The organism is Amycolatopsis sp. NPDC004378 (assembly GCF_053602455.1).
Window position 1 is genome coordinate 87,903 of sequence record NZ_JBSGDR010000002.1, and the last position, 19,387, is coordinate 107,289.

The 19,387-nt window shown below is 63.2% G+C and carries 35 protein-coding genes; 5 read left to right on the plus strand and 30 right to left on the minus strand.

The genetic code is table 11. The features are described 5' to 3' along the window. Positions 1-65: 65 nt before the first annotated feature. From ACWEN0_RS07980 to ACWEN0_RS08070, 19 genes are all read right to left on the minus strand, one after another. Positions 66-257 carry a hypothetical protein gene (locus ACWEN0_RS07980; RefSeq protein WP_451970093.1) on the minus strand — a complete coding sequence of 64 codons (192 nt, stop codon included), beginning with the start codon at positions 255-257 and terminating at the stop codon, positions 66-68. A gap of 44 nt (positions 258-301) precedes the next feature. Continuing rightward, positions 302-550 (minus strand): hypothetical protein, encoded by a 249-nt coding sequence (locus ACWEN0_RS07985; protein ID WP_451970095.1) that lies wholly within the window; start codon positions 548-550, stop codon positions 302-304. A gap of 41 nt (positions 551-591) precedes the next feature. Further along, positions 592-813 (minus strand): hypothetical protein, encoded by a 222-nt coding sequence (locus ACWEN0_RS07990; protein WP_451970099.1) that lies wholly within the window; start codon positions 811-813, stop codon positions 592-594. Between the two features lie 96 nt (positions 814-909). Then, positions 910-1,092 carry a hypothetical protein gene (locus ACWEN0_RS07995; RefSeq protein WP_451970101.1) on the minus strand — a complete coding sequence of 61 codons (183 nt, stop codon included), beginning with the start codon at positions 1,090-1,092 and terminating at the stop codon, positions 910-912. After that, positions 1,093-1,356, minus strand: a complete 264-nt coding sequence (locus tag ACWEN0_RS08000) for a hypothetical protein (protein WP_451970104.1) — start codon at positions 1,354-1,356, stop codon at positions 1,093-1,095. Positions 1,357-1,384: 28 nt separating this feature from the next. After that, on the minus strand, positions 1,385-1,612 hold the full coding sequence (locus ACWEN0_RS08005; RefSeq protein ID WP_451970108.1) for a hypothetical protein: 228 nt from the start codon (positions 1,610-1,612) through the stop codon (positions 1,385-1,387). Further along, positions 1,609-1,800: a hypothetical protein gene (locus ACWEN0_RS08010; RefSeq protein ID WP_451970111.1), complete on the minus strand. Its 192-nt coding sequence runs from the start codon at positions 1,798-1,800 to the stop codon at positions 1,609-1,611. The genes ACWEN0_RS08005 and ACWEN0_RS08010 overlap by 4 nt, the downstream gene beginning before the upstream one ends. A gap of 144 nt (positions 1,801-1,944) precedes the next feature. Continuing rightward, on the minus strand, positions 1,945-2,163 hold the full coding sequence (locus ACWEN0_RS08015) for a hypothetical protein (RefSeq protein WP_451970114.1): 219 nt from the start codon (positions 2,161-2,163) through the stop codon (positions 1,945-1,947). Continuing rightward, on the minus strand, positions 2,160-2,390 hold the full coding sequence (locus ACWEN0_RS08020) for a hypothetical protein (RefSeq protein ID WP_451970117.1): 231 nt from the start codon (positions 2,388-2,390) through the stop codon (positions 2,160-2,162). The genes ACWEN0_RS08015 and ACWEN0_RS08020 overlap by 4 nt, the downstream gene beginning before the upstream one ends. 108 nt (positions 2,391-2,498) lie before the next feature. Beyond that, entirely contained in the window at positions 2,499-2,723 is a 225-nt protein-coding gene (locus tag ACWEN0_RS08025; RefSeq protein WP_451970120.1) for a hypothetical protein, read from the minus strand. Continuing rightward, entirely contained in the window at positions 2,720-2,959 is a 240-nt protein-coding gene (locus tag ACWEN0_RS08030; protein ID WP_451970123.1) for a hypothetical protein, read from the minus strand. Before ACWEN0_RS08030 ends, ACWEN0_RS08025 begins: the two co-directional genes overlap by 4 nt. Next, positions 2,956-3,171, minus strand: a complete 216-nt coding sequence (locus tag ACWEN0_RS08035) for a hypothetical protein (RefSeq protein WP_451970126.1) — start codon at positions 3,169-3,171, stop codon at positions 2,956-2,958. The genes ACWEN0_RS08030 and ACWEN0_RS08035 overlap by 4 nt, the downstream gene beginning before the upstream one ends. Positions 3,172-3,194: 23 nt before the next feature. Continuing rightward, a complete protein-coding gene (locus ACWEN0_RS08040) occupies positions 3,195-3,473 on the minus strand; it encodes a hypothetical protein (protein ID WP_451970129.1) in 279 nt (92 codons plus the stop codon). A 19-nt stretch (positions 3,474-3,492) separates the two neighbouring features. Continuing rightward, positions 3,493-3,726, minus strand: a complete 234-nt coding sequence (locus tag ACWEN0_RS08045; protein WP_451970132.1) for a hypothetical protein — start codon at positions 3,724-3,726, stop codon at positions 3,493-3,495. After that, on the minus strand, positions 3,726-3,956 hold the full coding sequence (locus tag ACWEN0_RS08050) for a hypothetical protein (RefSeq protein ID WP_451970134.1): 231 nt from the start codon (positions 3,954-3,956) through the stop codon (positions 3,726-3,728). Before ACWEN0_RS08050 ends, ACWEN0_RS08045 begins: the two co-directional genes overlap by 1 nt. Positions 3,957-3,960: 4 nt before the next feature. Then, a complete protein-coding gene (locus tag ACWEN0_RS08055; protein ID WP_451970137.1) occupies positions 3,961-4,200 on the minus strand; it encodes a hypothetical protein in 240 nt (79 codons plus the stop codon). After that, positions 4,197-4,436, minus strand: coding sequence for a hypothetical protein (locus ACWEN0_RS08060; RefSeq protein WP_451970139.1), 240 nt, complete (start codon positions 4,434-4,436; stop codon positions 4,197-4,199). Before ACWEN0_RS08060 ends, ACWEN0_RS08055 begins: the two co-directional genes overlap by 4 nt. Continuing rightward, positions 4,433-4,717, minus strand: coding sequence for a hypothetical protein (locus ACWEN0_RS08065; RefSeq protein WP_451970142.1), 285 nt, complete (start codon positions 4,715-4,717; stop codon positions 4,433-4,435). The genes ACWEN0_RS08060 and ACWEN0_RS08065 overlap by 4 nt, the downstream gene beginning before the upstream one ends. 183 nt (positions 4,718-4,900) lie before the next feature. Further along, complete coding sequence (locus tag ACWEN0_RS08070) at positions 4,901-5,269, minus strand: hypothetical protein (protein WP_451970144.1); 369 nt, start codon at positions 5,267-5,269, stop codon at positions 4,901-4,903. Positions 5,270-5,530: 261 nt separating this feature from the next. Here ACWEN0_RS08070 and ACWEN0_RS08075 point away from each other — a divergent pair, with 261 nt between their 5' ends. After that, positions 5,531-5,950 carry a winged helix-turn-helix domain-containing protein gene (locus ACWEN0_RS08075; RefSeq protein ID WP_451970147.1) on the plus strand — a complete coding sequence of 140 codons (420 nt, stop codon included), beginning with the start codon at positions 5,531-5,533 and terminating at the stop codon, positions 5,948-5,950. 362 nt (positions 5,951-6,312) lie between these two features. On the opposite strand, the gene ACWEN0_RS08080 is transcribed toward ACWEN0_RS08075, so the two are convergent. The 4 genes from ACWEN0_RS08080 to ACWEN0_RS08095 form a co-directional block, all read right to left on the minus strand. Further along, positions 6,313-6,642, minus strand: coding sequence for a hypothetical protein (locus ACWEN0_RS08080; protein WP_451970149.1), 330 nt, complete (start codon positions 6,640-6,642; stop codon positions 6,313-6,315). Positions 6,643-6,965: 323 nt separating this feature from the next. Beyond that, positions 6,966-8,153 (minus strand): cupin domain-containing protein, encoded by a 1,188-nt coding sequence (locus ACWEN0_RS08085; RefSeq protein ID WP_451970151.1) that lies wholly within the window; start codon positions 8,151-8,153, stop codon positions 6,966-6,968. Positions 8,154-8,344: 191 nt separating this feature from the next. Continuing rightward, positions 8,345-9,904 carry a hypothetical protein gene (locus tag ACWEN0_RS08090; RefSeq protein WP_451970153.1) on the minus strand — a complete coding sequence of 520 codons (1,560 nt, stop codon included), beginning with the start codon at positions 9,902-9,904 and terminating at the stop codon, positions 8,345-8,347. Positions 9,905-10,072: 168 nt separating this feature from the next. Continuing rightward, entirely contained in the window at positions 10,073-11,488 is a 1,416-nt protein-coding gene (locus tag ACWEN0_RS08095) for a helix-turn-helix domain-containing protein (RefSeq protein ID WP_451970155.1), read from the minus strand. 481 nt (positions 11,489-11,969) lie between these two features. On the opposite strand from ACWEN0_RS08095, the gene ACWEN0_RS08100 reads away from it, so the two are divergent. Further along, on the plus strand, positions 11,970-12,236 hold the full coding sequence (locus ACWEN0_RS08100; RefSeq protein ID WP_451970158.1) for a hypothetical protein: 267 nt from the start codon (positions 11,970-11,972) through the stop codon (positions 12,234-12,236). Here the strand turns inward: ACWEN0_RS08100 and ACWEN0_RS08105 are convergent. After that, positions 12,231-12,500 (minus strand): hypothetical protein, encoded by a 270-nt coding sequence (locus ACWEN0_RS08105; protein ID WP_451970160.1) that lies wholly within the window; start codon positions 12,498-12,500, stop codon positions 12,231-12,233. The two genes, ACWEN0_RS08100 and ACWEN0_RS08105, sit on opposite strands and share 6 nt — an antisense overlap. Beyond that, entirely contained in the window at positions 12,493-12,714 is a 222-nt protein-coding gene (locus ACWEN0_RS08110; RefSeq protein WP_451970163.1) for a hypothetical protein, read from the minus strand. The genes ACWEN0_RS08105 and ACWEN0_RS08110 overlap by 8 nt, the downstream gene beginning before the upstream one ends. A gap of 263 nt (positions 12,715-12,977) precedes the next feature. Here ACWEN0_RS08110 and ACWEN0_RS08115 point away from each other — a divergent pair, with 263 nt between their 5' ends. Then, positions 12,978-13,844, plus strand: coding sequence for a helix-turn-helix domain-containing protein (locus ACWEN0_RS08115; protein WP_451970166.1), 867 nt, complete (start codon positions 12,978-12,980; stop codon positions 13,842-13,844). 6 nt (positions 13,845-13,850) lie between these two features. Next, the gene (locus ACWEN0_RS08120) at positions 13,851-14,051 is read left to right on the plus strand and encodes a DUF397 domain-containing protein (protein ID WP_451970169.1); all 201 of its coding nucleotides are present in this window, start codon (positions 13,851-13,853) and stop codon (positions 14,049-14,051) included. Between the two features lie 11 nt (positions 14,052-14,062). Here ACWEN0_RS08120 and ACWEN0_RS08125 read toward each other — a convergent pair whose 3' ends face one another. The 5 genes from ACWEN0_RS08125 to ACWEN0_RS08145 all read right to left on the minus strand — a co-directional run bounded on the left by ACWEN0_RS08125 (position 14,063) and on the right by ACWEN0_RS08145 (position 17,736). Beyond that, positions 14,063-14,806, minus strand: coding sequence for an ESX secretion-associated protein EspG (locus ACWEN0_RS08125; RefSeq protein ID WP_451970172.1), 744 nt, complete (start codon positions 14,804-14,806; stop codon positions 14,063-14,065). 6 nt (positions 14,807-14,812) lie between these two features. Continuing rightward, the gene (locus ACWEN0_RS08130) at positions 14,813-15,994 is read right to left on the minus strand and encodes a hypothetical protein (RefSeq protein WP_451970175.1); all 1,182 of its coding nucleotides are present in this window, start codon (positions 15,992-15,994) and stop codon (positions 14,813-14,815) included. A gap of 38 nt (positions 15,995-16,032) precedes the next feature. Next, positions 16,033-16,674: a DUF3558 domain-containing protein gene (locus ACWEN0_RS08135; RefSeq protein ID WP_451970178.1), complete on the minus strand. Its 642-nt coding sequence runs from the start codon at positions 16,672-16,674 to the stop codon at positions 16,033-16,035. Positions 16,675-16,676: 2 nt separating this feature from the next. Beyond that, the gene (locus tag ACWEN0_RS08140; protein ID WP_451970181.1) at positions 16,677-17,177 is read right to left on the minus strand and encodes a hypothetical protein; all 501 of its coding nucleotides are present in this window, start codon (positions 17,175-17,177) and stop codon (positions 16,677-16,679) included. A gap of 286 nt (positions 17,178-17,463) precedes the next feature. After that, the gene (locus ACWEN0_RS08145; protein WP_451970184.1) at positions 17,464-17,736 is read right to left on the minus strand and encodes a helix-turn-helix domain-containing protein; all 273 of its coding nucleotides are present in this window, start codon (positions 17,734-17,736) and stop codon (positions 17,464-17,466) included. 386 nt (positions 17,737-18,122) lie between these two features. On the opposite strand from ACWEN0_RS08145, the gene ACWEN0_RS08150 reads away from it, so the two are divergent. Beyond that, on the plus strand, positions 18,123-19,232 hold the full coding sequence (locus ACWEN0_RS08150; RefSeq protein WP_451970186.1) for a hypothetical protein: 1,110 nt from the start codon (positions 18,123-18,125) through the stop codon (positions 19,230-19,232). Positions 19,233-19,387 lie beyond the last annotated feature (155 nt).

Consider the following 19,387-nt stretch of genomic DNA (forward strand, 5'->3'; position numbering starts at 1 on the left):
GGGATGGAATTTTCGCTGCGCGTACAGTCAGACCAATGGTCCATTGTGGACATATTTTTGGCGGGTCAACCTGGTTCGGCGATCTTGTTCAGGTCGTCGACCACGTACCCGGCGAGAGTGTTGAGACGGACATACAGGACCATCAGATTGAGCCCATAGGTTTTGGCTTGATTGGCCAGGACGCGGTTGACCGAGGCGACCAGCGATGCCGACGCCTGAATGGAGTCGCCGTAGTCGCGGATCTTCTTCGCTGTCACTAAGTAGTCTTCAGCGATCTCCAATAGGACTGTTCGTGTCGCCATCACATCTTGGCCTTGCCGGCCGCGGCTTGTTTCCGCATGACGTTGAGCACGTCGTCCGCCAGCGCATCCAGCCGGCGCCCGTAGGCGTACAAGTCGATCGAGTGACCTCGCGCGATCGCGCCCAAGCCGTCCTCGGCCGTCCCCACGACGGTGGCGTGAGAGTCGAACCTGCCGCTGATGACCCCGAGGGCCAGGCCCATCTTCCGGTAGGAATCGACCAGTTTCATCAGAATCGTCGCATCAATCATCACAGCACCTCACATCGCAATGTTGTTGTCTCACTTGATGTTCACCGGTTCTTGATCGCGTTCACCAGACTCGCCAGGGCGGTCAGCTTCCGGCTGACCATCATCAAATTGACGGTGATCGAGGTGGTGTACACGGACAGTCCGGAATGGACATCCGCGACCGGTTCGGCGATGTCACGGACCCTGCCCTCCAGCAGTTCGGCTTCCGCCTGGATGTCGGCGAGAGTCGCGAGCAGCAGGTCACGCGAGGTTCGGTGAGGCATCGGCATTCCTTCGTCTTTCTTTTTCCGGGCAACAAAAAAGCCGACCCGCACCTCGCGTGCGCGATCGACTTCTCGCAGTGTCCCTGTGCAGTGATGTCAGGTGATGGACGCTCGCGCGTCCGACAGCGACACCGACAACAGCGCCGCGGACCTCGCGACCTTGTCGTGCCTGGCCAAGAACCCTTCCCTGCGCGCCGGGATACCGTGCATCGCAGCCTTCAACAGCCGTAGCGCGACGTCGAGCGCATCGAGCGCGCGATCAACCTCGTGGGATGCCATCTAGAGCCTCCAATCCTTACTGACCAACTCGGCCTCATACTTCTTCCCTTTGTCACGCAAGTCGTCCAGCGAGTCGAACGTGGCGTTCCAGTAGCCGCGCAGCTCTCCCTGGGTGGCGACGGTGTAGCCCGCCGGCTTGTGCCCGTCGTCGACCCGCTCGATCAACGGCTTGCAGTCCTCCAGCGCGATCAGCACCATGTCCATCGCCGACACGAACTGCCCGTACCTCTCGCGCGCCCGCCGGTTGATGATCTCGATCTGCATCCCCTCGCTCCTTATCTCTTCTCTCTGTTCAGCCGCCGGGTCTGGTCTCTTCGACCGCGGTCGCGATCTTCTGCAGCCGCACCGCCAGCTCCAACGCCACAGCCACGTTCTGCCCCGCCAGGCGTGCCCCCTCGACGCTGACCGGATCTATCCGGCTCTCGCACTGTGCCAGGTAGCCGGCGATGACATCGCCGACGAGCCGCTCGGCACTTCGGAGAGCGTCGATGAGATCGGCCCGCTCCGATGCGCCGGTCACCGCGTCCGCCCACTCTCAGCTTCGGTGTCGCCGCGGTAGAGATCCGCGATCGCGGCGAGCGAAGCCTGAAACCTGTGCAGATCCTCGGTGGCGTCATGCACCCTCACCAGCAGATCGAGATCGATCTCCTCGAACAGATAACGCGACGCACCGAGACGTTCGATCACCAACGCGACCGCGTAGTACATCCTGTGCAGGGTCGCGACCGTCAGCTCGCCCGCTGACCTTCCCATCAGCTCTCGCCCGCCTGGGCCAGCACGATCTCGACGTCGTGGCACATCGTCAGCTCCTTTCTTCCCGTCGCCGCAAGGCCCGGTGTCCACGACCGCGGCTCAGCAGGCCGCCTCGACCGCGGCGGCGAGCTGCCCCAGCCCGATCGCCAGGTTCAGCGCTTCACTCCCGGTCGCTTGGGCAAGCTGCCCAGTCTCGGTGTTGACTCGCCCGATGAGGCCGGACGCCCGGAACATCAGGATGGCGATGTCGTTGCCGACCAGCTGTTCACTTTTCCTGAGGAACGCCGCGAGTTCGTCTTGCTCCCACTGGGTGGTCATGTCGCCCTCCGTCGCAGATCAGCAAGGTCGCGTCCAAGAAAGTCAGCGACGAGGCCCACCGAGACATGAAGACGATGCAGGGCCGTGATCATCGACTCGGCCTGCACCTGCAGCTTGAATGCCCTGAACTCATACATCTGATCGTCGAAGCGGTCGATCAGCGTGATGAGCACCCGGTGTCGCTCCCACAACGCGTCCACCACCCGGTCTTCCGTCTGCGCGTCCATCAACCCCTCCCCGCGACGTAAGGAGAGTCGTTCTCCAGTGCGTTGGGTCTGCGAGCAGAGCAAGCTGGCCGCTGCGGAGCGGTGTTGCGCATTGTCGGCTCCTTCCTGTCATTGTCCGCGGGGGCTGGATTCGATGACCGCGATGACGTGGCTCCACCGCAGGGTGAGGTTCATCGCCTGCCGGCCCGCTGCCTCGGCCATCTCCGCGACGCCGGTGTCGGTCTCGGCGATCTGTTCGCATGCGCGCGCCAGAAACAGGGAGACCGCCCCCGTCAACGTCGCCGTCGTGTACAAGCATTCGGTCAGCTTGGCGCGCTGCGCCGGGGTGATCACGAGGTTTCCCGGCGGGAGCGAGCGAGTCCGCGGCCATAGAAATCGGTGAGGATTCCGAGGCTGACCTGAAGAAAGTGCATGTCCGCGATGAGATCCTTGACCGTCACCAGCAGGTCCGTGTCAACCCGCTCGATCACGGGGAGCTGCTCGCGGCAGCCTTCGATCATGGCGTTGGCGGCCAGGTGCATCTTGTTTATCATCTCCACGATCTGCTCTCCGCTGACCGGGCCGCTCACGAGGTGTGTCCCGTTGAGCTGTCGTCGGCGGGGAGTGCGTCGACCAGTTCGATCAAGCTGGCCATGTCGCGGCCGGCCAGCAACATATGGGTGCAGATCGCCAGCAGGTAGTTCGAGAAGCCGATCCGCATCGGCTCCACCAGCGGCAGCAGGTGATGCACCACTGCCTCCAGGTGCAGCAGCGACGTGCGGGTATCGGTGAGGGTGTCCACCACCCTCGATCGCGGCATCGACATCACGCACCGACCTTCGCGGCGCGGTTCCCGCCGGCCAGCTGCCGAAGCACCCGAGGCGGGACCCTCAGCTCTCGCTCGCACTCGGCCGCCACACCCCACCACACCGACCCGGGTTCGGGCCGGTCGCAGTAGATCTCAGCCAGCCGCAGCGCGATCCACGCCTGACGGGTGCTCAGCAGGTGGCGGGGAAGCCACGACACCACCCAGCCGCCGGTGACTCGCCGCGCGGTGTGCGGGCCGATGTCGCTGGCCATCGACTTGTCTGTTGTCCGGATCAACGGTGTCTCCTTCTCTCATCTAGGTCTCCGGTAGGCGGTGCGCCATGTCCTCAAGACATCGGGTGAACAAAGCCAAGTGCGCACAGAAGTCGAGCAGCTGATTGCCCGCTTCGTGCCCGAGCAGCGCGAACCCGATGCTTTCGTGGTGGAGAAGCTCCTCGCTGCCGTGCGCGAAGACGCCCAGCTCCCGCACCACACTCACCTGCCCGGCCAGGTACTCGACGATCGTCAGCACGCGCTCTCGTGTCGGCATCACGACGCCCTGTCCCGCTGGGCGCGCAGCTTGTCCCCGAGCAGGTCCAGACGCAGCTCCAGGTTCGAGGCGTCGATCGCGTGCGACCCGGCCATCGCCGCGGCCGCTTCGTCGAGCGGTTCAAGCTCGCAGGCGATGTCATCGAGCACGGTGCAGAGCCGGCCGAGGTCCTTCGAGCCTTCCCAGAACCCGGTGATCAGCGCATCCAGCGCGGTGATCGATTCCGTCATCGCGTCACACGCCCCTCCCTGTGTTATCTGATTGGTACTGGCCCAGCGCGTCGGTCAACTCCGGCACGAGCCGGGCGAGCCCGCGGGCTAGCAGAAGTACAGCCCGGCCGGCGTCGCGGGCCGCTTCGCCAGCGAAGTCGTCCACCTCGCTGATCTCCGGCGCCGCCCGCACGATCGCCCACCCCATCAGCCCTACGCCCAGGGCACTGACCTGCAAATATTCGATCTCGTCGGACCACCTCACCGGCCGCCTCCTTTCTCTTTTCGCCGTACTGCGGCGCCGACCTGGTGACTGATCGCTTGCAGCACTTTCGCGATCTCGAACGCCTCGTCGGCCAGGCGGCGAAGCCGCGGACCGAACCGCTCATCCAGGCGCGCCAGACTCCGGGCACAGGCGGCGTAGTCATCGGCGGAGCTAGCCAGAACTTCCGCGCTCCCGGTCAGCAGGATCACCAGCTCCTGCCCCTGCGACCCGTTCATTCCGCCACCTCGACCGAGACATCGGGGCCCTGGGTACGCAGCCACGCGGACCGGAACCCTCTCGGCAGCCCGAGCTCACGCTCGTAATCGTGGGCGACGGCCGACCAGGCCGAGTCCTCCGCGGGGTCGCCGCTGTAGATCTCGGCCAGGTGCATCGCGATGATCGCTTCCTTGCGATCCAGGATGCGTTTGGGCAGCCACGGCACCTGCCAGTGATCCAGCCGATACGCAGGCGCATCGACAGCGTCGCTGACCATCACGTTGTCTGTCACACGAATCATGCATCCTCCATAAAAGTGTTGTCATGTATAGGAAAAGTTGCTGCGGCGTCCACAACAACGGTTGTGAACGCCGCAGCTTTTGGGCATGAAAAGTCCCACTATGTATTTGTCAAACAACACCGGCGCATCGAGAAGTCGCGCGCCGCGAAAGATCAACCCAAGAGAGCGCCTGGGCTTCTGGCGCTAGTCCGTGTCGCTGGCGTAGCTCGAGGCCGCGTACGCCGGCACCGCGCCGCCGACAGGCTTGAGACCGTCGGCCTTGAACCACTGGCCGGACGAGGCGATCAACCTCGGGTTGTCGCGGTCGGGGATCTCGTAGGTGTTGAGCAGTGGGTTGATCAGCTCCACCACCGTGCCCTCGGTGTAACCATCGCCGGGGTCGACACCGAGGTTCACGCGGATTTCTTCACCCTTACCCTGACGCTTCCCTTCGACCGCCTTGGGCTTGGCGAACACAGCGACGACGAACTGCAGCTCGCCGTCCCTGTTCGTCACCGGCTCGAGCTCACCGGTGTCCAACTGCCTCGTCTTCACCGTGGGCGGCTCGGTCACCCGCAGGGTGTAGCCGCCCAGGTTGATCGGAACGTTGTCCACTGACTCCTCCTCACACCAATTGGTACATCTGTCGCAACTGTAGCATCTGTCGTGCGACAGTCAAGAGTCAGTTGTGCGCCAGATGCGACAGAGGGGCGGGGTATGAGTCGACAAGTAGTCGATAGACAGTTCGACAAGCAGGTGAGACATCAGTCGATAGACGATCGAGAGACGAGTGCCGGATAGGCACAAGGGCAACAGAGCGTTACTCTTGGCGCTATGGCTGAAGCCCGCGCGCGCCCCGACTCCGCCGCAGTCCGCGCTCACCAGGTCGCGGACAAGATTCGCGCGTCAATCGAGGCCGGCGAGTTCAAGCCAGGACAGCGACTACCACCGAACTCCGAACTCACCGAGCGCTACAACGCCGCCAAAAACACCGTCGTTAAAGCGATCTCCATTCTCAGCGACCAGGGCATCGTCGAGTCGATCGAACGCAGCGGGGTCTTCGTGCTGAACCCCAACGACGCCGCCCTCGCCGAACAGATCGTCAACGAGGGCAATAGCAACGCGCTTATGGCCGAACTCATACGCCGCATAGATGAAATGCAAGAACACATTACGGAACTACAGGAGGACCGGAAGAGAGACCAGGAGAAGATCCTTCGCCTGGAGACTCGACTGGACTCGTCAGCCGACTAAGCTCATCAGTCAGATAGCCCAGGCGCGAGAGAACCGCCTGTGCACGCCGAATCTGTTCCTGCCGCTTAGCGCCGTCCTCACCTCGGTGATCGTCCGAATCTCCAGTCTCGTCGTCCGCCACTGCACACCTTCTCACTGTTCGCCGCGGTAGGCGCAATGAACGCAACCGGCCCCGCCGGCCCACGCGAGCCGAGCATGCTCACATAAAGGGACGTGGGGAAGTCCGGGCGCACACCGCCCTCTTTCAAAGTTGAGAAATTTTCGAGCGTAGTAAACCTAGAACAGTGAGTATTCGGTTCATTGCAGAATCATCACTAATGTGAGAACCAACACGAAACATTCGCATTGCAATCTGCATTTTCTCAGCGCCGATGCACATCAGTCGTTCGGGAGCTGTCGCTACCGTGACAGTGGCCGCAAGCGTGAATGCCAGCGCTACCAACTTTGACACGGTCGTCAAACACATCTGGTCGGTCCAGGAAGTCCTGTAGCCACGACAGCCGGGCAATGCCGAACTGGTCACGCAGACGTCGCCACACCGCGTTCAACGCTCGCCGCTCCTGCGCGATCCGCCTCTCGCGGCGGCGGGTGATAGCGCCGACCACCTCGACACCGAGGAGAATCCCCGCCGCGAGACACCCGCCGGCCACCGCTAGCAGCAGCACAGTCGACACCGGAAAACTGGTCATCATGTCACCGAGCCTGGTTCGTCGCCGGGATGGCAGCCTTCGTCGGCTGCGGCTCGAGAGCGCTCACGACGTGGCGTTCGAGCAGGTTGTCAGGCATGGTCCCGCGCCCCTTCGTCTCAACGGCTGTACCCACGGCAACCAGCATGAACGGCTTACTCACCCCTGCCCTGACCAGCACTGGGGGATCTTTCCCCAGCAGTGCTCCGGACGTTGACCAGCCCAAACGTGACGACGGAGCGACGATAGTCTCTAACCGTGAGTAGTGCGAGGGCCAGATAGGCCGTTCCCGCGGAAGGTTGCCGCCAGGACACCCTCCCGGTGGCAGCTCAGCGAAGGACAACCACTCCGGCCTTCATCAGCTCGAAGATGACGTCGGCGACCTGACGATGGGACAAGGTCGGCGCAGCGTCGAGGATGCCCGACACTGTCTTGGGATCGCCGCCGAATATTGCGTCGAACACGTCCTTCACAGCAACCGGAAAGGACCACTGTCGACCGAGCGCCGCGAACACAAACCCCTTGCCGTCAGGTGTGGGCGTCATTGCCGCCCGCGGCACCAACGGGACGACATCATGACTCGCTCGCGCGAGGACATTATTGGTGTCACCGACGTCCGGCAAGCTAAAATATGGAATACCGCGACCAATTCCGTCGGAATACGCAAAGAAGTCATCGAGTACATCTTCTGACCGCCACAGCGAATCCCAAACCTCCGCGGCCTTCTCAAGGTAAGCCGCCTGCTCTGCATCGTCGGCGTGACGCGGAATCCGCCGCCGAAATACCTCATGTTCTTTGGCTCGATTCACGAGCCAGTTGAGTAGATCGATGCCCACGTCGGGCGTCACGCCTACTGACACATGAAGTGACGGGCCTTTGAGAGTGCTTACTGAATGCCACCAACCGCTCGGCACGTACAGCACATCACCGGGAGCGACGTCAATCTCCGCGAGCGGATCATTCTCAGGTCGCGGGTTTCTCGCCACGTCATAGGGCAACGGCGATCGTCGCGTCTCGCCAAATATCTTCCAGCGCTTCACTCCGGCAAGCTGAATAATGAACACGTCATGGTCGTCCCAATGCGTCCCGAACCCGGGGACCGCCTCCCAACTGGCAAACAAGTTGGAGAAGACGCGGACGCGGAGCTCTTTTTGCAACAAAGCCGCGAGTTCACGCAGAGGTTCGTGCGCCTGGTCAATTCTGTCGACTACGAGCGTCGCGCCGCCACGGAGCTCCGTATAGAGACGATTGATGACGAGGCGGCGATACGGTTGCCCGGCCGTGCGGCCGATCTGCTCGGTGTACCGGTCAGGGGGCACCAGGGTTCCGGCTCGAGTGACACGGATCCGAGGATCTTCGAACCATTGAGTTGCCAGGAATCGATTCAGCGTCTCCCAACCCGCCAAGTGCTGAAATCGATCTGGACTGCCAGGGTAGTGACACCAAGCCTGTCCGTAGATGTCGCCGAGGAACTCGTGAACCGGCTGCGGGGAAATCAAGCTCAGCAGAGTGTCCATGCGTGAGTTACCCGCGCTACCCGAGGTCTTCCCAATAGCGCTTTTTGGTGGGATCGTCCACACTGTCGCCCGTTAACGTGTCCCATTCGGCATACTCATAGGGCTGCAGGAGGGGTTCGAGTTCGGTAAGGAGACTGACATTGTCGCCAGAGAGGTGGTCGGCCATATTCGGGTCGCGCCTTTCGAACTAGTCACCCGTGAAGATGCGCTGCAACGCTAGCGGCGGTTACGCCGGTGAAATCCTCGACAGCCTGGCAGATATGTCGTCCCGCCGCCGACGTGGAGGCTCCTTCTCTACTGGCGAGCGCGTCCTGGAACTGTCGCATGCGGGAGACAACCCATTTGACGCGTTGTTGTGGCACTAGCTCGAACGCGGGGTTGAGCGCGTCGCCAGCCCCTTCGACGTCGCCGTCGAGAAGTCGGACATGGCCGAGCACGATGTTCGCGGCAGCTTCACGGTCCACTCCTCGTTTCTCCACGGGCATGCCGGCATACAGCTCTACCGCGTCCGTGATCGCGCTGCGGGCATTCGTCACATCACCAAGCTCTAGATATGCGGTCGCCGATTCGTAGCGGAATTTTCCTTGCGGGAAGCTAAAAATGCCGCCCAGACGATCGAATATCTCGCTGTCGCCTTGCGCTGAACTATAAGATTCCATCGCGGTTTGCAGAGCATCCCGCGCTACCTCCGGTTGCCCAGCACGAGATGCGCACTTTGAGATCGACAGGTGCAAGCTGGCACGAGAGACGGGCTCACTGGCCCACTGCACACCTGACTGCGCTAACTCGAGGGCTCTGCGCGGGCGCTTGTCTCGCAGCGCCTTTGCCGCCAAAGCTTGCCGCGCCCATGCACGCAGAGAATTGTGGCCAATGATTTCCGCGTAGGCCCACGAGGCCCGTGACTGCTCGATCGATGCTGGCGTGGACCCCAGCGCGTCGCTGAGGTTCGCCAGGAGCGCGCAGGTCACCGCGGCCAGGTAGTAGAGTTGCGTGGTTTGCCGTGGATACTGTTTTCGGTCCAGCAGCCGATAGATCGCGTCTCGAACCTGCACGGTGTTCGAAAACACAATCAGAGGGTCAAGATAGGCACGTTCCCGATACAGCCGCTCTATTTCATCGGCAATCTCGTCAACGGTGAAATCCGGCATGATAAGTCCCTGGGAATCCTCTGCGTGAATTCGCGACTCCTGAGCTGCGCTGACAACGAAGTCGTGGATTGACACTGGTGTCGACAGATCTTGCCGCGACCGAGACAACGGTACCTCAGCGGTTTGCACTATCGAGACCCGAATGGGTGACTCGGCAGAGCTACTGCGCGACACAGGCTTCGAATCATTGTCGTCGTCAAGCACTTTCGCATCCGCAGAAGCCGCATCAAGCGCGACCAACTCTTGCTTGGTGAACTTCTCGCGGTCGCGATAGTCAACGAGATTCCGCGAGGCCGTCCCATACACGCGCGCCAGCACCGCTAGAGTCGTTAATGTGGGTTTCACGCCACCAGGCGGCCAGGCTTCGAAATCACTGATACGATTTCCGGTCATAGCCGCATCGTTCGCGTCGACCAACCGGTTGTAGCGGTCGGCAGCTTCCGCCTGCGTCCATCCCTGAGCGTGCCGCCATGCCTGGCGGGGCCTGAACCCCCAACGCGTGGCCATCTCCGCGGCGATCTGGTCGAGGGTGCAGCCCTGCTCCTGCATCTCGCGTCGGAGTCGATCGCGTTGCGCCTTGCTGGCCGGGCCCTCGCGCTGCATACGACTGCTACCGCCTCTGCTCCAGACTCGGCCAGTACGCCTCACACGATACGTGCCTGCAGCGCCCCATGGCTACCCACAGCCAGCGCCCGTTCGCACTGAGTGTCGCGATCGTCGCTGGCCAACAGCCCGCGCACCACCGACGAGACCACATTCGACGAGCTCGGCTCAGATCGTCTCGTTAGGCTTCAAGTCCGCTAGCAACTCTCGTACCTCAGTGTGTTTCGGGTAGAGGGTGGCCGCCTGGCCGACCCACGACAATCGGTCGGTCAGCCGAGCACTGTGCAGGGCCGCGACCTGCGGCAGCACCAGACGAGCGGTCTTCACGCCGGCTTGGGGATTTCCCGCGCGCAGCTGGCCGGCGGCGATCGCGATCTGGTCGCTCGCGCGGGAGCGGGCATCGGAAGCCGGCCGGGCCTCGTACGAGCGGGTTGCGTACAGCACAGCATTCTCCGCATAAGCCCGGTCACGGGCCGACAGCGCCGTGTACACCATGCCGCTGATCCCGTCGATCTCTTCCGGCCCCATGAACGCCAGCCACGCCGGCGCTCGCTCCGGACCGGGATCACGGGCCAGCTCGTCCCCGGCGCGATCCAGCAGCCCGATCGCGTTGTCGGCCCGGCCGAGTTCCGCGTTCGCCCACGCCGACGACAGATGCATCAACGCGACCGCACGCGGCACCCCGGAGTCCTGCGCGGCGAGCTGCCCGAGCTGGAACATCTTCAGCGCGCCGTCCCCATCCTGGTCGTGCAGGTAGATGCGACCCAGCTGGAACAGGACCTTCGCGGCCAGGTCGTGCGCGTTCACGTCTTTCGCGAGCGCCAGGCCGGCCGCGAGCCACGCCCGGGCCTGCTCCGGGTCTCCGGTGTCGAACGCAGCCCATCCCGCGGCGCTGTAGAGGTCGGCGCTGGCGAGCTGCACCCGCTGGCGCACGGTATCCGAGGCCGACGCGGTCAGCAGGGCGCGTGCCCACCCGATTTCTCCGGCCGCGGTCGCCACCACAGCGCCCCCGCCGAGCAGGTCATCGCGTGCCCGTAGCGCCAAGACACTCGCTTCGAGCGCTTCGGCTTCCCGCACCCCGATCCGCCCGGCCGACTGGACCGGGACAGTAGTCGCGTTCGCCGGCTGATCGAGCACGCGGGCGAGTTCGGCTGCGCTCACGCCCGCGATCGCGGCCTGGGCTACCCACGTGATGAACGCTCGACGCTGCATGTCGCTACCTCCCGGACCGGTGTCACCCGGCATCCAGGAAGCCACACCACCCGCAGCCGAAGCGAGCCCCTGGTGCCCGGCCGGGTCGAGGCCCGGACTGTAGGCAAGCCCCATGAGACCTCGCGGGATACCGAGGCCGGTCGCGATGCGGGAGAGCAGCTCGTAGCTGGACACGATCCGCCCGCGCAGGATGTCGCTGATCTCTGGCTGCGCTTGCCCGGTCAAACCGGCGATCCTGCGCTGAGAGATACCACGGGCCTTGAGCAGGCGAAACACCTCGGCCATGTCACGGTTGGCCAGCGCCTCGCGCATAGCGGGCTCGTCCCACACGGCCGGGTCCGGTGGTCCCTGCTCGTAGATCGTCGTCCGCATCGCGCGTCGCGCCCCCTGTGCCGCCAGCTAGACGTAAACAGTTGGAATACTACCCAGAGTAGACGCGAAGGGACGCGATGTAGAGCAATGGATGGCGGAAAAATAGGTCCGAACGATAGGCCCGACCTATCACTTCACGACGCTCTCGCAGGTCAGCGCGCCCCATAGCCACCGCCGAAGAGGCCCGGCCCAACACCCGCGTTTCGCTTCGACAGGTCACCGCGGCCGAACCCCGGAGCCTCTCGCCCACCGAGGACTCGTTCGAGCACGGTGGTGATCGCGGTCGTTCGCGACGTCCGACCGCCGGCCAGGCGTCCCGGCTTCCCCGCGGCCACACCACGCAGGCGGGGCCGCTTGGCCACGGCCGAGGGGAGGCGCGCTCCACCAGCCCGACCGGAGACCCCCCTCCTCCGCAGGCAGGCACAGCGACCGCGCGCCCCTCGGCCATCCACAAGACGGACAGCCCCCTGGGAGAGTTGGCATGGATACGGCGCGGCTCCTGTTGTGCGCCGCGCTCATCCTCGCCCCACCGGCCGCGTACACGGTCGGGATCATCATCTACAACCACCGGCGGCGAGCTCGCCTTCAGCGAGGACGGCCGACCATCGCGGACATCACTGCTCGCATCACAGCCGAAAAAGCCAACCAGGAACACCGCGACGAGCACACCGACCAAGGCGCGGAGCCCGAGCCAGCGGGCCTGCCGCCTGGCTGGCATTGGCCTGGCCGTGATCAGGACCGGCTATAGCTCGCGCCGGTAGAGCTTGCGTCGTCGGCGCTCGCCAATAGTGCGCTCAGCGGTCACGATTTCCTGCCGCAAGACACCCGCCTCAGCTTCACCTAACGCCACTCCAAACCAGCGGCGAGCCGGGTCGGCGCGATCAGCGATCGTGATTTCCACCCGCAGATCACCGGTGACTCGGCAGCGGATATACGCCGAATCGAACACCAACCCCGATTCCAATGAAACGTCGCCATATAACTCTTTTTCCCATGGCACGCCGTCATTCATCGTCGCCACCCGCGTCAGCGGAGGTGGAAACCACGTTGCCGAGAATGCTGGGCAGAGCCCGCACCGCCTCACCGGTCAGGGTCAAAGAGCAGTACGCCGAGCCCAGCGCGCTACCCAAATCAAACTCAATGCCGCCGTCGCGCAGGAAGCGCGTGGGCACGTCATCGAGATCATCAATGGCTATCGTTGTGCCGACAGTGATTTTACTACTCAAGGCCCCGAACCCCTTTCGTTCATGGTGCTAACGCTGCGAACTATCACCGTGAGCATGTGCGTGAACGCTGAAAGGCATAGGGTTTACCTGCTGTGCGCCTTCATGACGCGAGCCCTATGATTTCCACCATCCGAGCAGCCTGGAAACCACTTAAGTGCGAAATACACACTTAAGACAAGGCTTAAGGCCTGAAAAGGCTTCACTAATCAACCGATCGGATTAATGGGCGCGTGTGTTTTCGCGCGTCGAGAAGGGCACATGCAATGGGCAAGATTCGGCCAACGGTCGACCGGATGCAGCTTGGGCGCGCCATGCGCGGTTACCGCGTCAAAGCCGGAAAGACGCTTGCCGATGTAGCCCAACTGTTGAGGTGCAGCACGACGCGCATTAGTTCCTTCGAGGATGGGCAAGCAAACCTCAATGTTCGCGAAGTGGAAACGCTCACAACATTCTATGTCGTCCCAGGTGCAGAAGCAGAGGCAATCGCCGAACTTGCCGCCCAAGCGCGGAAACGGTCCCGGCGCAACAACTACGCCAACCAGCTCCCTGAACAGTTTTCGCGTTTCTCGCTACTCGAAGACGAAGCGTCACTTATCATGATCTACCAATCTGGACTTATCCCCAGTCTTGTGCAGAGCCCGCTTTACATGCGGGCGATACGGGAGGAAAGTCAAGGCGTCACCTGGAGCGCCGACGAGTTAGAGATGCGAATTTCTTTTGCACTCAAGCGGCAACAAGAACTCGCCAACGCGGCCGACACTAAGCGAATCCACATCATACTTGGCGAACACGCAGTTACCGACGTCTTGAGGAACTACGACGTGATGGAGCAGCAATTAAGGCACCTGCTCGGAATCGCGTACACGCAGCCCTCCATCACTCTCCAAATATTGCGCGCTTCAACCCCGAAAAGCCCGGCCCGCTCGGGCGGTTTCACCGTCTTTGACTTTGACGGGCGCATGGATCGTGTCGCCGCCGCCTCCGTTCTCGCCGGACCGCTGAACTTCATAGAAGACCCACAAGAAACAGCGGAGTTCGACGCGCTTTTTACTCGATATCAGCAAAACGCGTTAGATCAGGCGCAAACGATCGATTACCTCGCTCAACTTGTCGACGACATGGGAAAGTGACCATCAATGCACCCCCGGCACAAATGGTTCGTCAGCAGCCGCACCGGACAAAACAACGACCCCGCCTGTGTTGAGGTCATGTTCCTCGACGATGCGATTTGCGTCCGTGACACCAAATCACGGCACAGAGGTTTACTTGCAGTCAGCGTTTCCGCGTGGCGGAACCTCATCGCTGAAGCCAAATCAGGACGACTCGATATTTTCTGAATCAGCAACGGCTATCCGGTCAAAGCCTCTGCGGTGTCGTTCAAGGTTTTGATGACATCGCGGGGCGTCCCCGGCGTTAGCACAATGTGTTCGTCGCCGGTGAGGTAAGTCAGGACGCGTCCGCCGTCGTCAGCCAAATCTAACGCGGTGATCGGGGACGAAGCGACCCGTTCACCCCGGTAGCGGGTGGCGGTGTAGAGCTGGTGCACCGCGACCCGCTCCCGAGCCATCACCGCCCGCAGATAATCCAGATCAGCGGTATCAGGTTCCTCGTCCAGCACGCTCGCCGCTTGCGGCGGTGACTCGAACACCGCACGCGGAACCCGCACCGCCCGGACCGGTGCACCGTCCACATCCGGCAGAGTGCCCAGCAGGCTGGTAGCCAGCCGCGCGGCCGGGACCGTCTCCACAACCACCCGGCCCCCGGTAGCGGTGATCCGTGCAGCGTGATCCCCCGCAGCAGCCACCAAGACCCCGTGATGATCCGGGTAAGACAGCGCATAAAACTCGCGCTCCGGTAAGGCGAGCAGCCGCAGCATGCTAAACCACAGCGGGCTGATCCGGTCACGCCGCGCTAACCGTGCGCGCGTCAGCACATCCATGGTGCGGGTGTGCAACTCGTCGCGTTCGTCGTCGGTGACGAAAAAATGGATATCGGTACCGACGACAGGCGGCGGGTCGCCGAGATCGAGCATTCCCCACGCGGTCACAAACTCCATCACGGTGAAGGTGACCGGTGTTTCCAGTACGGTCACGCGCGGCTAGCCGATCGTCGGTTTCGTCACACGCATACCCGTTACCGGGTCGATCCCGCTATCGGGGTCGTTCTCGTCTTCGGCCGGGAACAACACGACCTCATCAAGCCCATAGCGGCGCTTGTGTTCCTTGTCCTCTTCGCCTTTGCCACGCCCCGCGCCGTTGGCCATCCCACCAGGTCCACCACTACCGCCGGTGAGGCGGGAGCCGGCCAAACCACGGCCACCCCGCGCGACCGGCTCGCCTTCGACCATTCCCGCGCCCGAACGCACACCCCCGCCAGGGGCCTGCCCAGAGCCCGAGCCGGGGAGCCTGCCCGCGCCGCTACCCGACCCCGAACCGGAACCGACCCCGGACAGGCCGCCGGTTCCGACGAACGGACCAACCGAAACCCCACTGCCGGGGCCAGTGCCGCCGGGGACCTGCACCGGAGCGTTCACCCCACCACCGGGGAGCCCACCACCGGGAAGCGTCGCGGGCGGCTGGTAGGCCGCCGCGCCGGTACCGTCGTCGCTCCCGAGCCCGCCAGGCTTACCCGCGCCCGGCGGCGTGGTGCCACCCGGACCGACCCCGCCGGGACTCTGTCCAGGACCAGTGCCGGGAGTGGTGCCCGTTCCGGGGGTGACCGTGCCCGTATCGGGGGCGCGGTGCTTGCCCGCCGTGGTGCGGCTCGTGGTCCCGGTCGTGCCTTTCGTACCGGTGGTGCCGGGGTCGATGGACACCGTGCCCGCGTCAAACGGCTTCAATTGGCCGTAGTCGGTTTGCAGACCCCTGCCCTGCGAGGTCGCGTGGTCGTAGTACTCCATATAGGTCTGGGTGTTCAGTGCCTGAATTTGGTTGTAGCGCTTGGTTTCCGCTTCGCTATCAACCCACCACGGCGTGACCGACCCGAACACTTTTTGTGCTGGGGGATCGACGTCTTCCATCTTCGCCGCGACCGTCTGATAGTAAGCGGCGGTGCTCTGCACGTTGCTCGCGTTCTGCGTCAAACTGTCCCCAGAAACACCGACCGCGTTACCGAACGTCGCGAACCGGTTAATCGCAGCGTCCGCACCCTTACCGGAGTACGCCTGCCGCAACTCTTCGACAGCTTTCGCGACATCATCGCTGAGGCTTCGCTGATCCTGCCCGATGGTTAGCGCATCGTCCGATGTGGACACCCATGACGTGATGTCGCCGCGCTTCATTGCTTTCACAGCCTCAGGAATCGACTGAGCCACGACAATCAGCCCGCCTTCTTCTTCAGGTTTTCCACAACGGTGCCGGCCGCCCTTGCAGTCGACTCGCACGGGTCCGCGCCCGCGTCTTCCTTCGCGCTACTCAGGAACCCTGTGACATCAACAGAAAGATCGTCAGCGATCCCGACACTGATCGTGCAATCACCAGTCGTGAAGTGATGCGCCACCGCTGGAAACCCGTCGATCGGGGAAAGTTCTTTCCATGCTGGGGTCGCCGGTTTCACATTCGCGTACACAGCGCTAAGCCCAGCGTGGGTTTTCGTCACGTAAGTCACCGCAACCTTGGCGGACGTAGACGGATTGTACCACGAACAGGACGCGCCCGTCGCGATCGAATCAGGCTTGCCAGGGTTCGAGTTGCCGAGTGCTTGCTGGACTTGCTCTGGCGTGAGCGCGTCAGAGCAAGGGTCCCCGGAAAGCACTGCCGCCGGGAGCGGATCGGCCACCTTCGGTGCGCCGCCGTAGGGCAATGCTTGCCCTGTGGACGACGGGACGGAAGTGTTCCCGGTTGCTGTATCTCCCGACGTCGAAGGCGCGGGGGATGCGGTTCCGGGCGCTCCCTTGTCAGTGCAGGCGGAGAGCACTACGAGTGAAGTCAACACCATGGCGGCGTAGGCGATTCGGCGCATAACTAAAAGTATCCCCCATCATTCGACGCAGGCGCTCCAGCCTTCCCGACTGTCGTAGCGGCATCTTCGTCATCGGCGACCGTGAGTCCTAGCGCTTTTCGGAGGCTTTTGATAAATGTCTTGAGGTATTTCACTTGGCCATCGATTTCACTCACGCCGTTATCAAAAGCCCGAGCAAAAGGAGAAAGCGCCTCGAAAAAACCGGGCGTTGCTCCGTTGGTCGCCAACTTGTTATAGGCCTGGCTCGCCATATCGTCTGACGGTGGTTTCATCTGCTGCAAGGCCATCGCTCGCGACTTCTGGTCAGTGAGCCGGTCCAAAATCTCTTCAGCCTTCGCCAGCACGGCGTGCGCGGCGTCCTTGTCAAGGGCGATGTCCTCGCCGCTGCGCGTCGCGGCGCTCAGAGCGTCCGTCGCGCCCTTGAGCCGCGCCTTATGTACCTCTATCCCCTCCGTGACCGGCTGATATTGCCCGTCAGGCAGGTTGCCCTCCCACGTCGACACCGCGTGACCCTCCCAGCCACCCGCGCGCCGTCCTGGGTGATCGGCGCGACCTATCGCGGCGTGATCGGTTAGACCGATCGGCCGCGCGTATCACCGTAGCGGATCGCCTACCGCGAGTTGAGCGTTACGGACCAGTAAGTCACCACGGCCACCCCAACCACCCGCGCGGGCAGGGTTGCCCAGTTCGCCAGACAGCCGCCGCCAGAGGGTGCTACCGGGATTGGGCCATCGGGGTGCGTCGGCCAACGACACGAAGCGCTGCGACCTGCGGCGACGCGGGTGGGGGCTACCAGTCGGGCTTGTCTCGATCGGTCGGCGGCACGGGCAGGTCGGACACCAGCACGCCCGCGTTGAGCTCCAGGCCGTAGGCGATCTTGAGAAGGTTGATCGTGCTGGGGTTGCGCTTGCCGCGTTCGACCTGGCCGATGAACGTCCAGTGCAGCCCGGCCCGCGCGGCGAGCCTCTCCTGGGAGATCCCGAGCGCTTCCCGCTGCGCGCGTACTCGTTTGCCCAGCTCAAGCAGGGTTTCAGCGCCTGGGTGGGGTGTCGATGGTGCCATGATGCACCCATCGAAACCGTCCCGCGCGTTGTGATCCAGAGTGTCATCGCCCCATGGATATATGCCGGGCGTATTCCCGTCCCAACTGTCTGCGTATAGCCTCCCTGCTACCCCTCACGTTGGGGTGCGTCAGGACGCACACCGGTGTGCCTGGCGTGGTGGTTCGAGAAGTGCTCGAAGGGAGGACCCTGTGGACACACCCAGCGGCGGCGGAGGCGGCACCTCGGCCGGAACCGGCCCGAAGAAGTAGCCCGAGCGCGGCACCCGCGCGAACGCTGAACACAACGAACGGCGGCACCCCGGACCTGATACGCCCGGGGTGCCGCCGTTCGCCATTGTATCCCCGGCCGTTTTTGTGTTGTCGTGAATCCGTATTGTGTTTGTTTGTGGGTGATGATCGGGACTCGGTTCTGCAGCGGCTCTATCGAACGCAACTCAAACTCTTGGGAACGATCGTCACCGCCGCCGGGGTGATCCTGATGTTTGTGGCGCGGATTCCCGCCGTGAAACAACTACCGGTGTTGGAGTTCATCCCGTTTAACGAGTTCGGTTCCACCCTTCTCACGCTGGGGTTGATCGGTGTCGGCTGGGATTACGTCCGCGCCCGCGATCTTGAACAGCGCACCGACGAACGACTCGACCAATCCCACAAGCGCAACAATCCCGCCGCCGCGAACGCGGTCGTAGCAGCGTTGACCGCAAACCCGGACACCATGCGCACACTCCTTGCCCCCGACGCGATCCGTGCCTTAATTGAATCCGGGATAACGGTCGAATCCGGCGACGATGCGCCGTTAGCTCTTGACACCTATCGCCAGATGCGGCGCATGTTCACCGAGGCCAGCGAACGCCGCTATAACACCCGCGTGGCCATCACGCTGTCACCGTTTCGGGATGGCCCGGCGCGGGGTGCGGGCGCGATGTTTGTTGTTACCCAGCAATGGGAATACAGCGCACGCGTTCTCGAACTCGCCCGCTTCTACAGCGTGCCCACCTATGCCGACTACCACGCCAGCCAGGCTGACCTGCACGCGGCGCAAGTGTGGATGTTCGAAGACACCGACACCCTCAACGCCGCGTCACCGGAGGTGTTCGAGCTCGTCGGTTTCACCGTCGACGGACACCCAGCCCGCATCACTCACGACACCGGCGACGACCAGCAGAGTTACACTGCGACGCCTGCTATGTCCGTGACCGGCACCGACACCGCCGGCGGTTTAGTGCGGATCGCGTACACGTTCCGTGCTCTCGTGCCCGCTGCCGGACACCTGCTGACGCTGGACTTCGACAAACCCAGCAGCAATATCGAGGTCACCTTGACCCACGCGGCTACCGATATCCACCGCGTGAATCTCACACCGCACCTGGGCTCCACCGGCGGCCGCATGGTACGCAGCGAACCGGACACCGCCGCGATGATCGCAATAAGACATGACGGTTTGATCGCACCCGGCGCGGGACTCGCCTATACCTGGACACTCGCCAGCGAACTCTAAAGTCCCTGCCCCCAGCCGCGACAACACCTGACCTGTCACTAACGACCGCCCCCAAGGGCCGGAAAGCCCTGGTAAGGCCCGCCCCGAGTTTTGGCCTTGGTGGACGCTGCTCCCGTCGCCGGGAGGCGAGTGAGATCGGTAGCGATCCCACCCGC

What these genes read in the sequence shown, in the direction of transcription:
- ACWEN0_RS08015 (WP_451970114.1), bottom strand. Translation starts at nt 2,163, where the DNA reads ATGACCACCCAGTGGGAGCAAGACGAACTCGCGGCGTTCCTCAGGAAA.
- ACWEN0_RS08095 (WP_451970155.1), bottom strand. Translation starts at nt 11,488, where the DNA reads ATGCGGACGACGATCTACGAGCAGGGACCACCGGACCCGGCCGTGTGG.
- ACWEN0_RS07985 (WP_451970095.1), bottom strand. Translation starts at nt 550, where the DNA reads ATGATTGATGCGACGATTCTGATGAAACTGGTCGATTCCTACCGGAAG.
- ACWEN0_RS08010 (WP_451970111.1), bottom strand. Translation starts at nt 1,800, where the DNA reads ATGTACTACGCGGTCGCGTTGGTGATCGAACGTCTCGGTGCGTCGCGT.
- ACWEN0_RS08105 (WP_451970160.1), bottom strand. Translation starts at nt 12,500, where the DNA reads ATGAATGACGGCGTGCCATGGGAAAAAGAGTTATATGGCGACGTTTCA.
- ACWEN0_RS08080 (WP_451970149.1), bottom strand. Translation starts at nt 6,642, where the DNA reads ATGATGACCAGTTTTCCGGTGTCGACTGTGCTGCTGCTAGCGGTGGCC.
- ACWEN0_RS08130 (WP_451970175.1), bottom strand. Translation starts at nt 15,994, where the DNA reads ATGAAGCGCGGCGACATCACGTCATGGGTGTCCACATCGGACGATGCG.
- ACWEN0_RS08065 (WP_451970142.1), bottom strand. Translation starts at nt 4,717, where the DNA reads ATGATTCGTGTGACAGACAACGTGATGGTCAGCGACGCTGTCGATGCG.
- ACWEN0_RS08000 (WP_451970104.1), bottom strand. Translation starts at nt 1,356, where the DNA reads ATGCAGATCGAGATCATCAACCGGCGGGCGCGCGAGAGGTACGGGCAG.
- ACWEN0_RS08020 (WP_451970117.1), bottom strand. Translation starts at nt 2,390, where the DNA reads ATGGACGCGCAGACGGAAGACCGGGTGGTGGACGCGTTGTGGGAGCGA.
- ACWEN0_RS08115 (WP_451970166.1), top strand. Translation starts at nt 12,978, where the DNA reads ATGGGCAAGATTCGGCCAACGGTCGACCGGATGCAGCTTGGGCGCGCC.
- ACWEN0_RS08145 (WP_451970184.1), bottom strand. Translation starts at nt 17,736, where the DNA reads ATGGCACCATCGACACCCCACCCAGGCGCTGAAACCCTGCTTGAGCTG.
- ACWEN0_RS07995 (WP_451970101.1), bottom strand. Translation starts at nt 1,092, where the DNA reads ATGGCATCCCACGAGGTTGATCGCGCGCTCGATGCGCTCGACGTCGCG.
- ACWEN0_RS07990 (WP_451970099.1), bottom strand. Translation starts at nt 813, where the DNA reads ATGCCTCACCGAACCTCGCGTGACCTGCTGCTCGCGACTCTCGCCGAC.
- ACWEN0_RS08120 (WP_451970169.1), top strand. Translation starts at nt 13,851, where the DNA reads ATGCACCCCCGGCACAAATGGTTCGTCAGCAGCCGCACCGGACAAAAC.
- ACWEN0_RS08135 (WP_451970178.1), bottom strand. Translation starts at nt 16,674, where the DNA reads ATGCGCCGAATCGCCTACGCCGCCATGGTGTTGACTTCACTCGTAGTG.
- ACWEN0_RS08075 (WP_451970147.1), top strand. Translation starts at nt 5,531, where the DNA reads ATGGCTGAAGCCCGCGCGCGCCCCGACTCCGCCGCAGTCCGCGCTCAC.
- ACWEN0_RS08050 (WP_451970134.1), bottom strand. Translation starts at nt 3,956, where the DNA reads ATGACGGAATCGATCACCGCGCTGGATGCGCTGATCACCGGGTTCTGG.
- ACWEN0_RS08045 (WP_451970132.1), bottom strand. Translation starts at nt 3,726, where the DNA reads ATGCCGACACGAGAGCGCGTGCTGACGATCGTCGAGTACCTGGCCGGG.
- ACWEN0_RS08090 (WP_451970153.1), bottom strand. Translation starts at nt 9,904, where the DNA reads ATGCAGCGCGAGGGCCCGGCCAGCAAGGCGCAACGCGATCGACTCCGA.
- ACWEN0_RS08100 (WP_451970158.1), top strand. Translation starts at nt 11,970, where the DNA reads ATGGATACGGCGCGGCTCCTGTTGTGCGCCGCGCTCATCCTCGCCCCA.
- ACWEN0_RS08060 (WP_451970139.1), bottom strand. Translation starts at nt 4,436, where the DNA reads ATGAACGGGTCGCAGGGGCAGGAGCTGGTGATCCTGCTGACCGGGAGC.
- ACWEN0_RS08085 (WP_451970151.1), bottom strand. Translation starts at nt 8,153, where the DNA reads ATGGACACTCTGCTGAGCTTGATTTCCCCGCAGCCGGTTCACGAGTTC.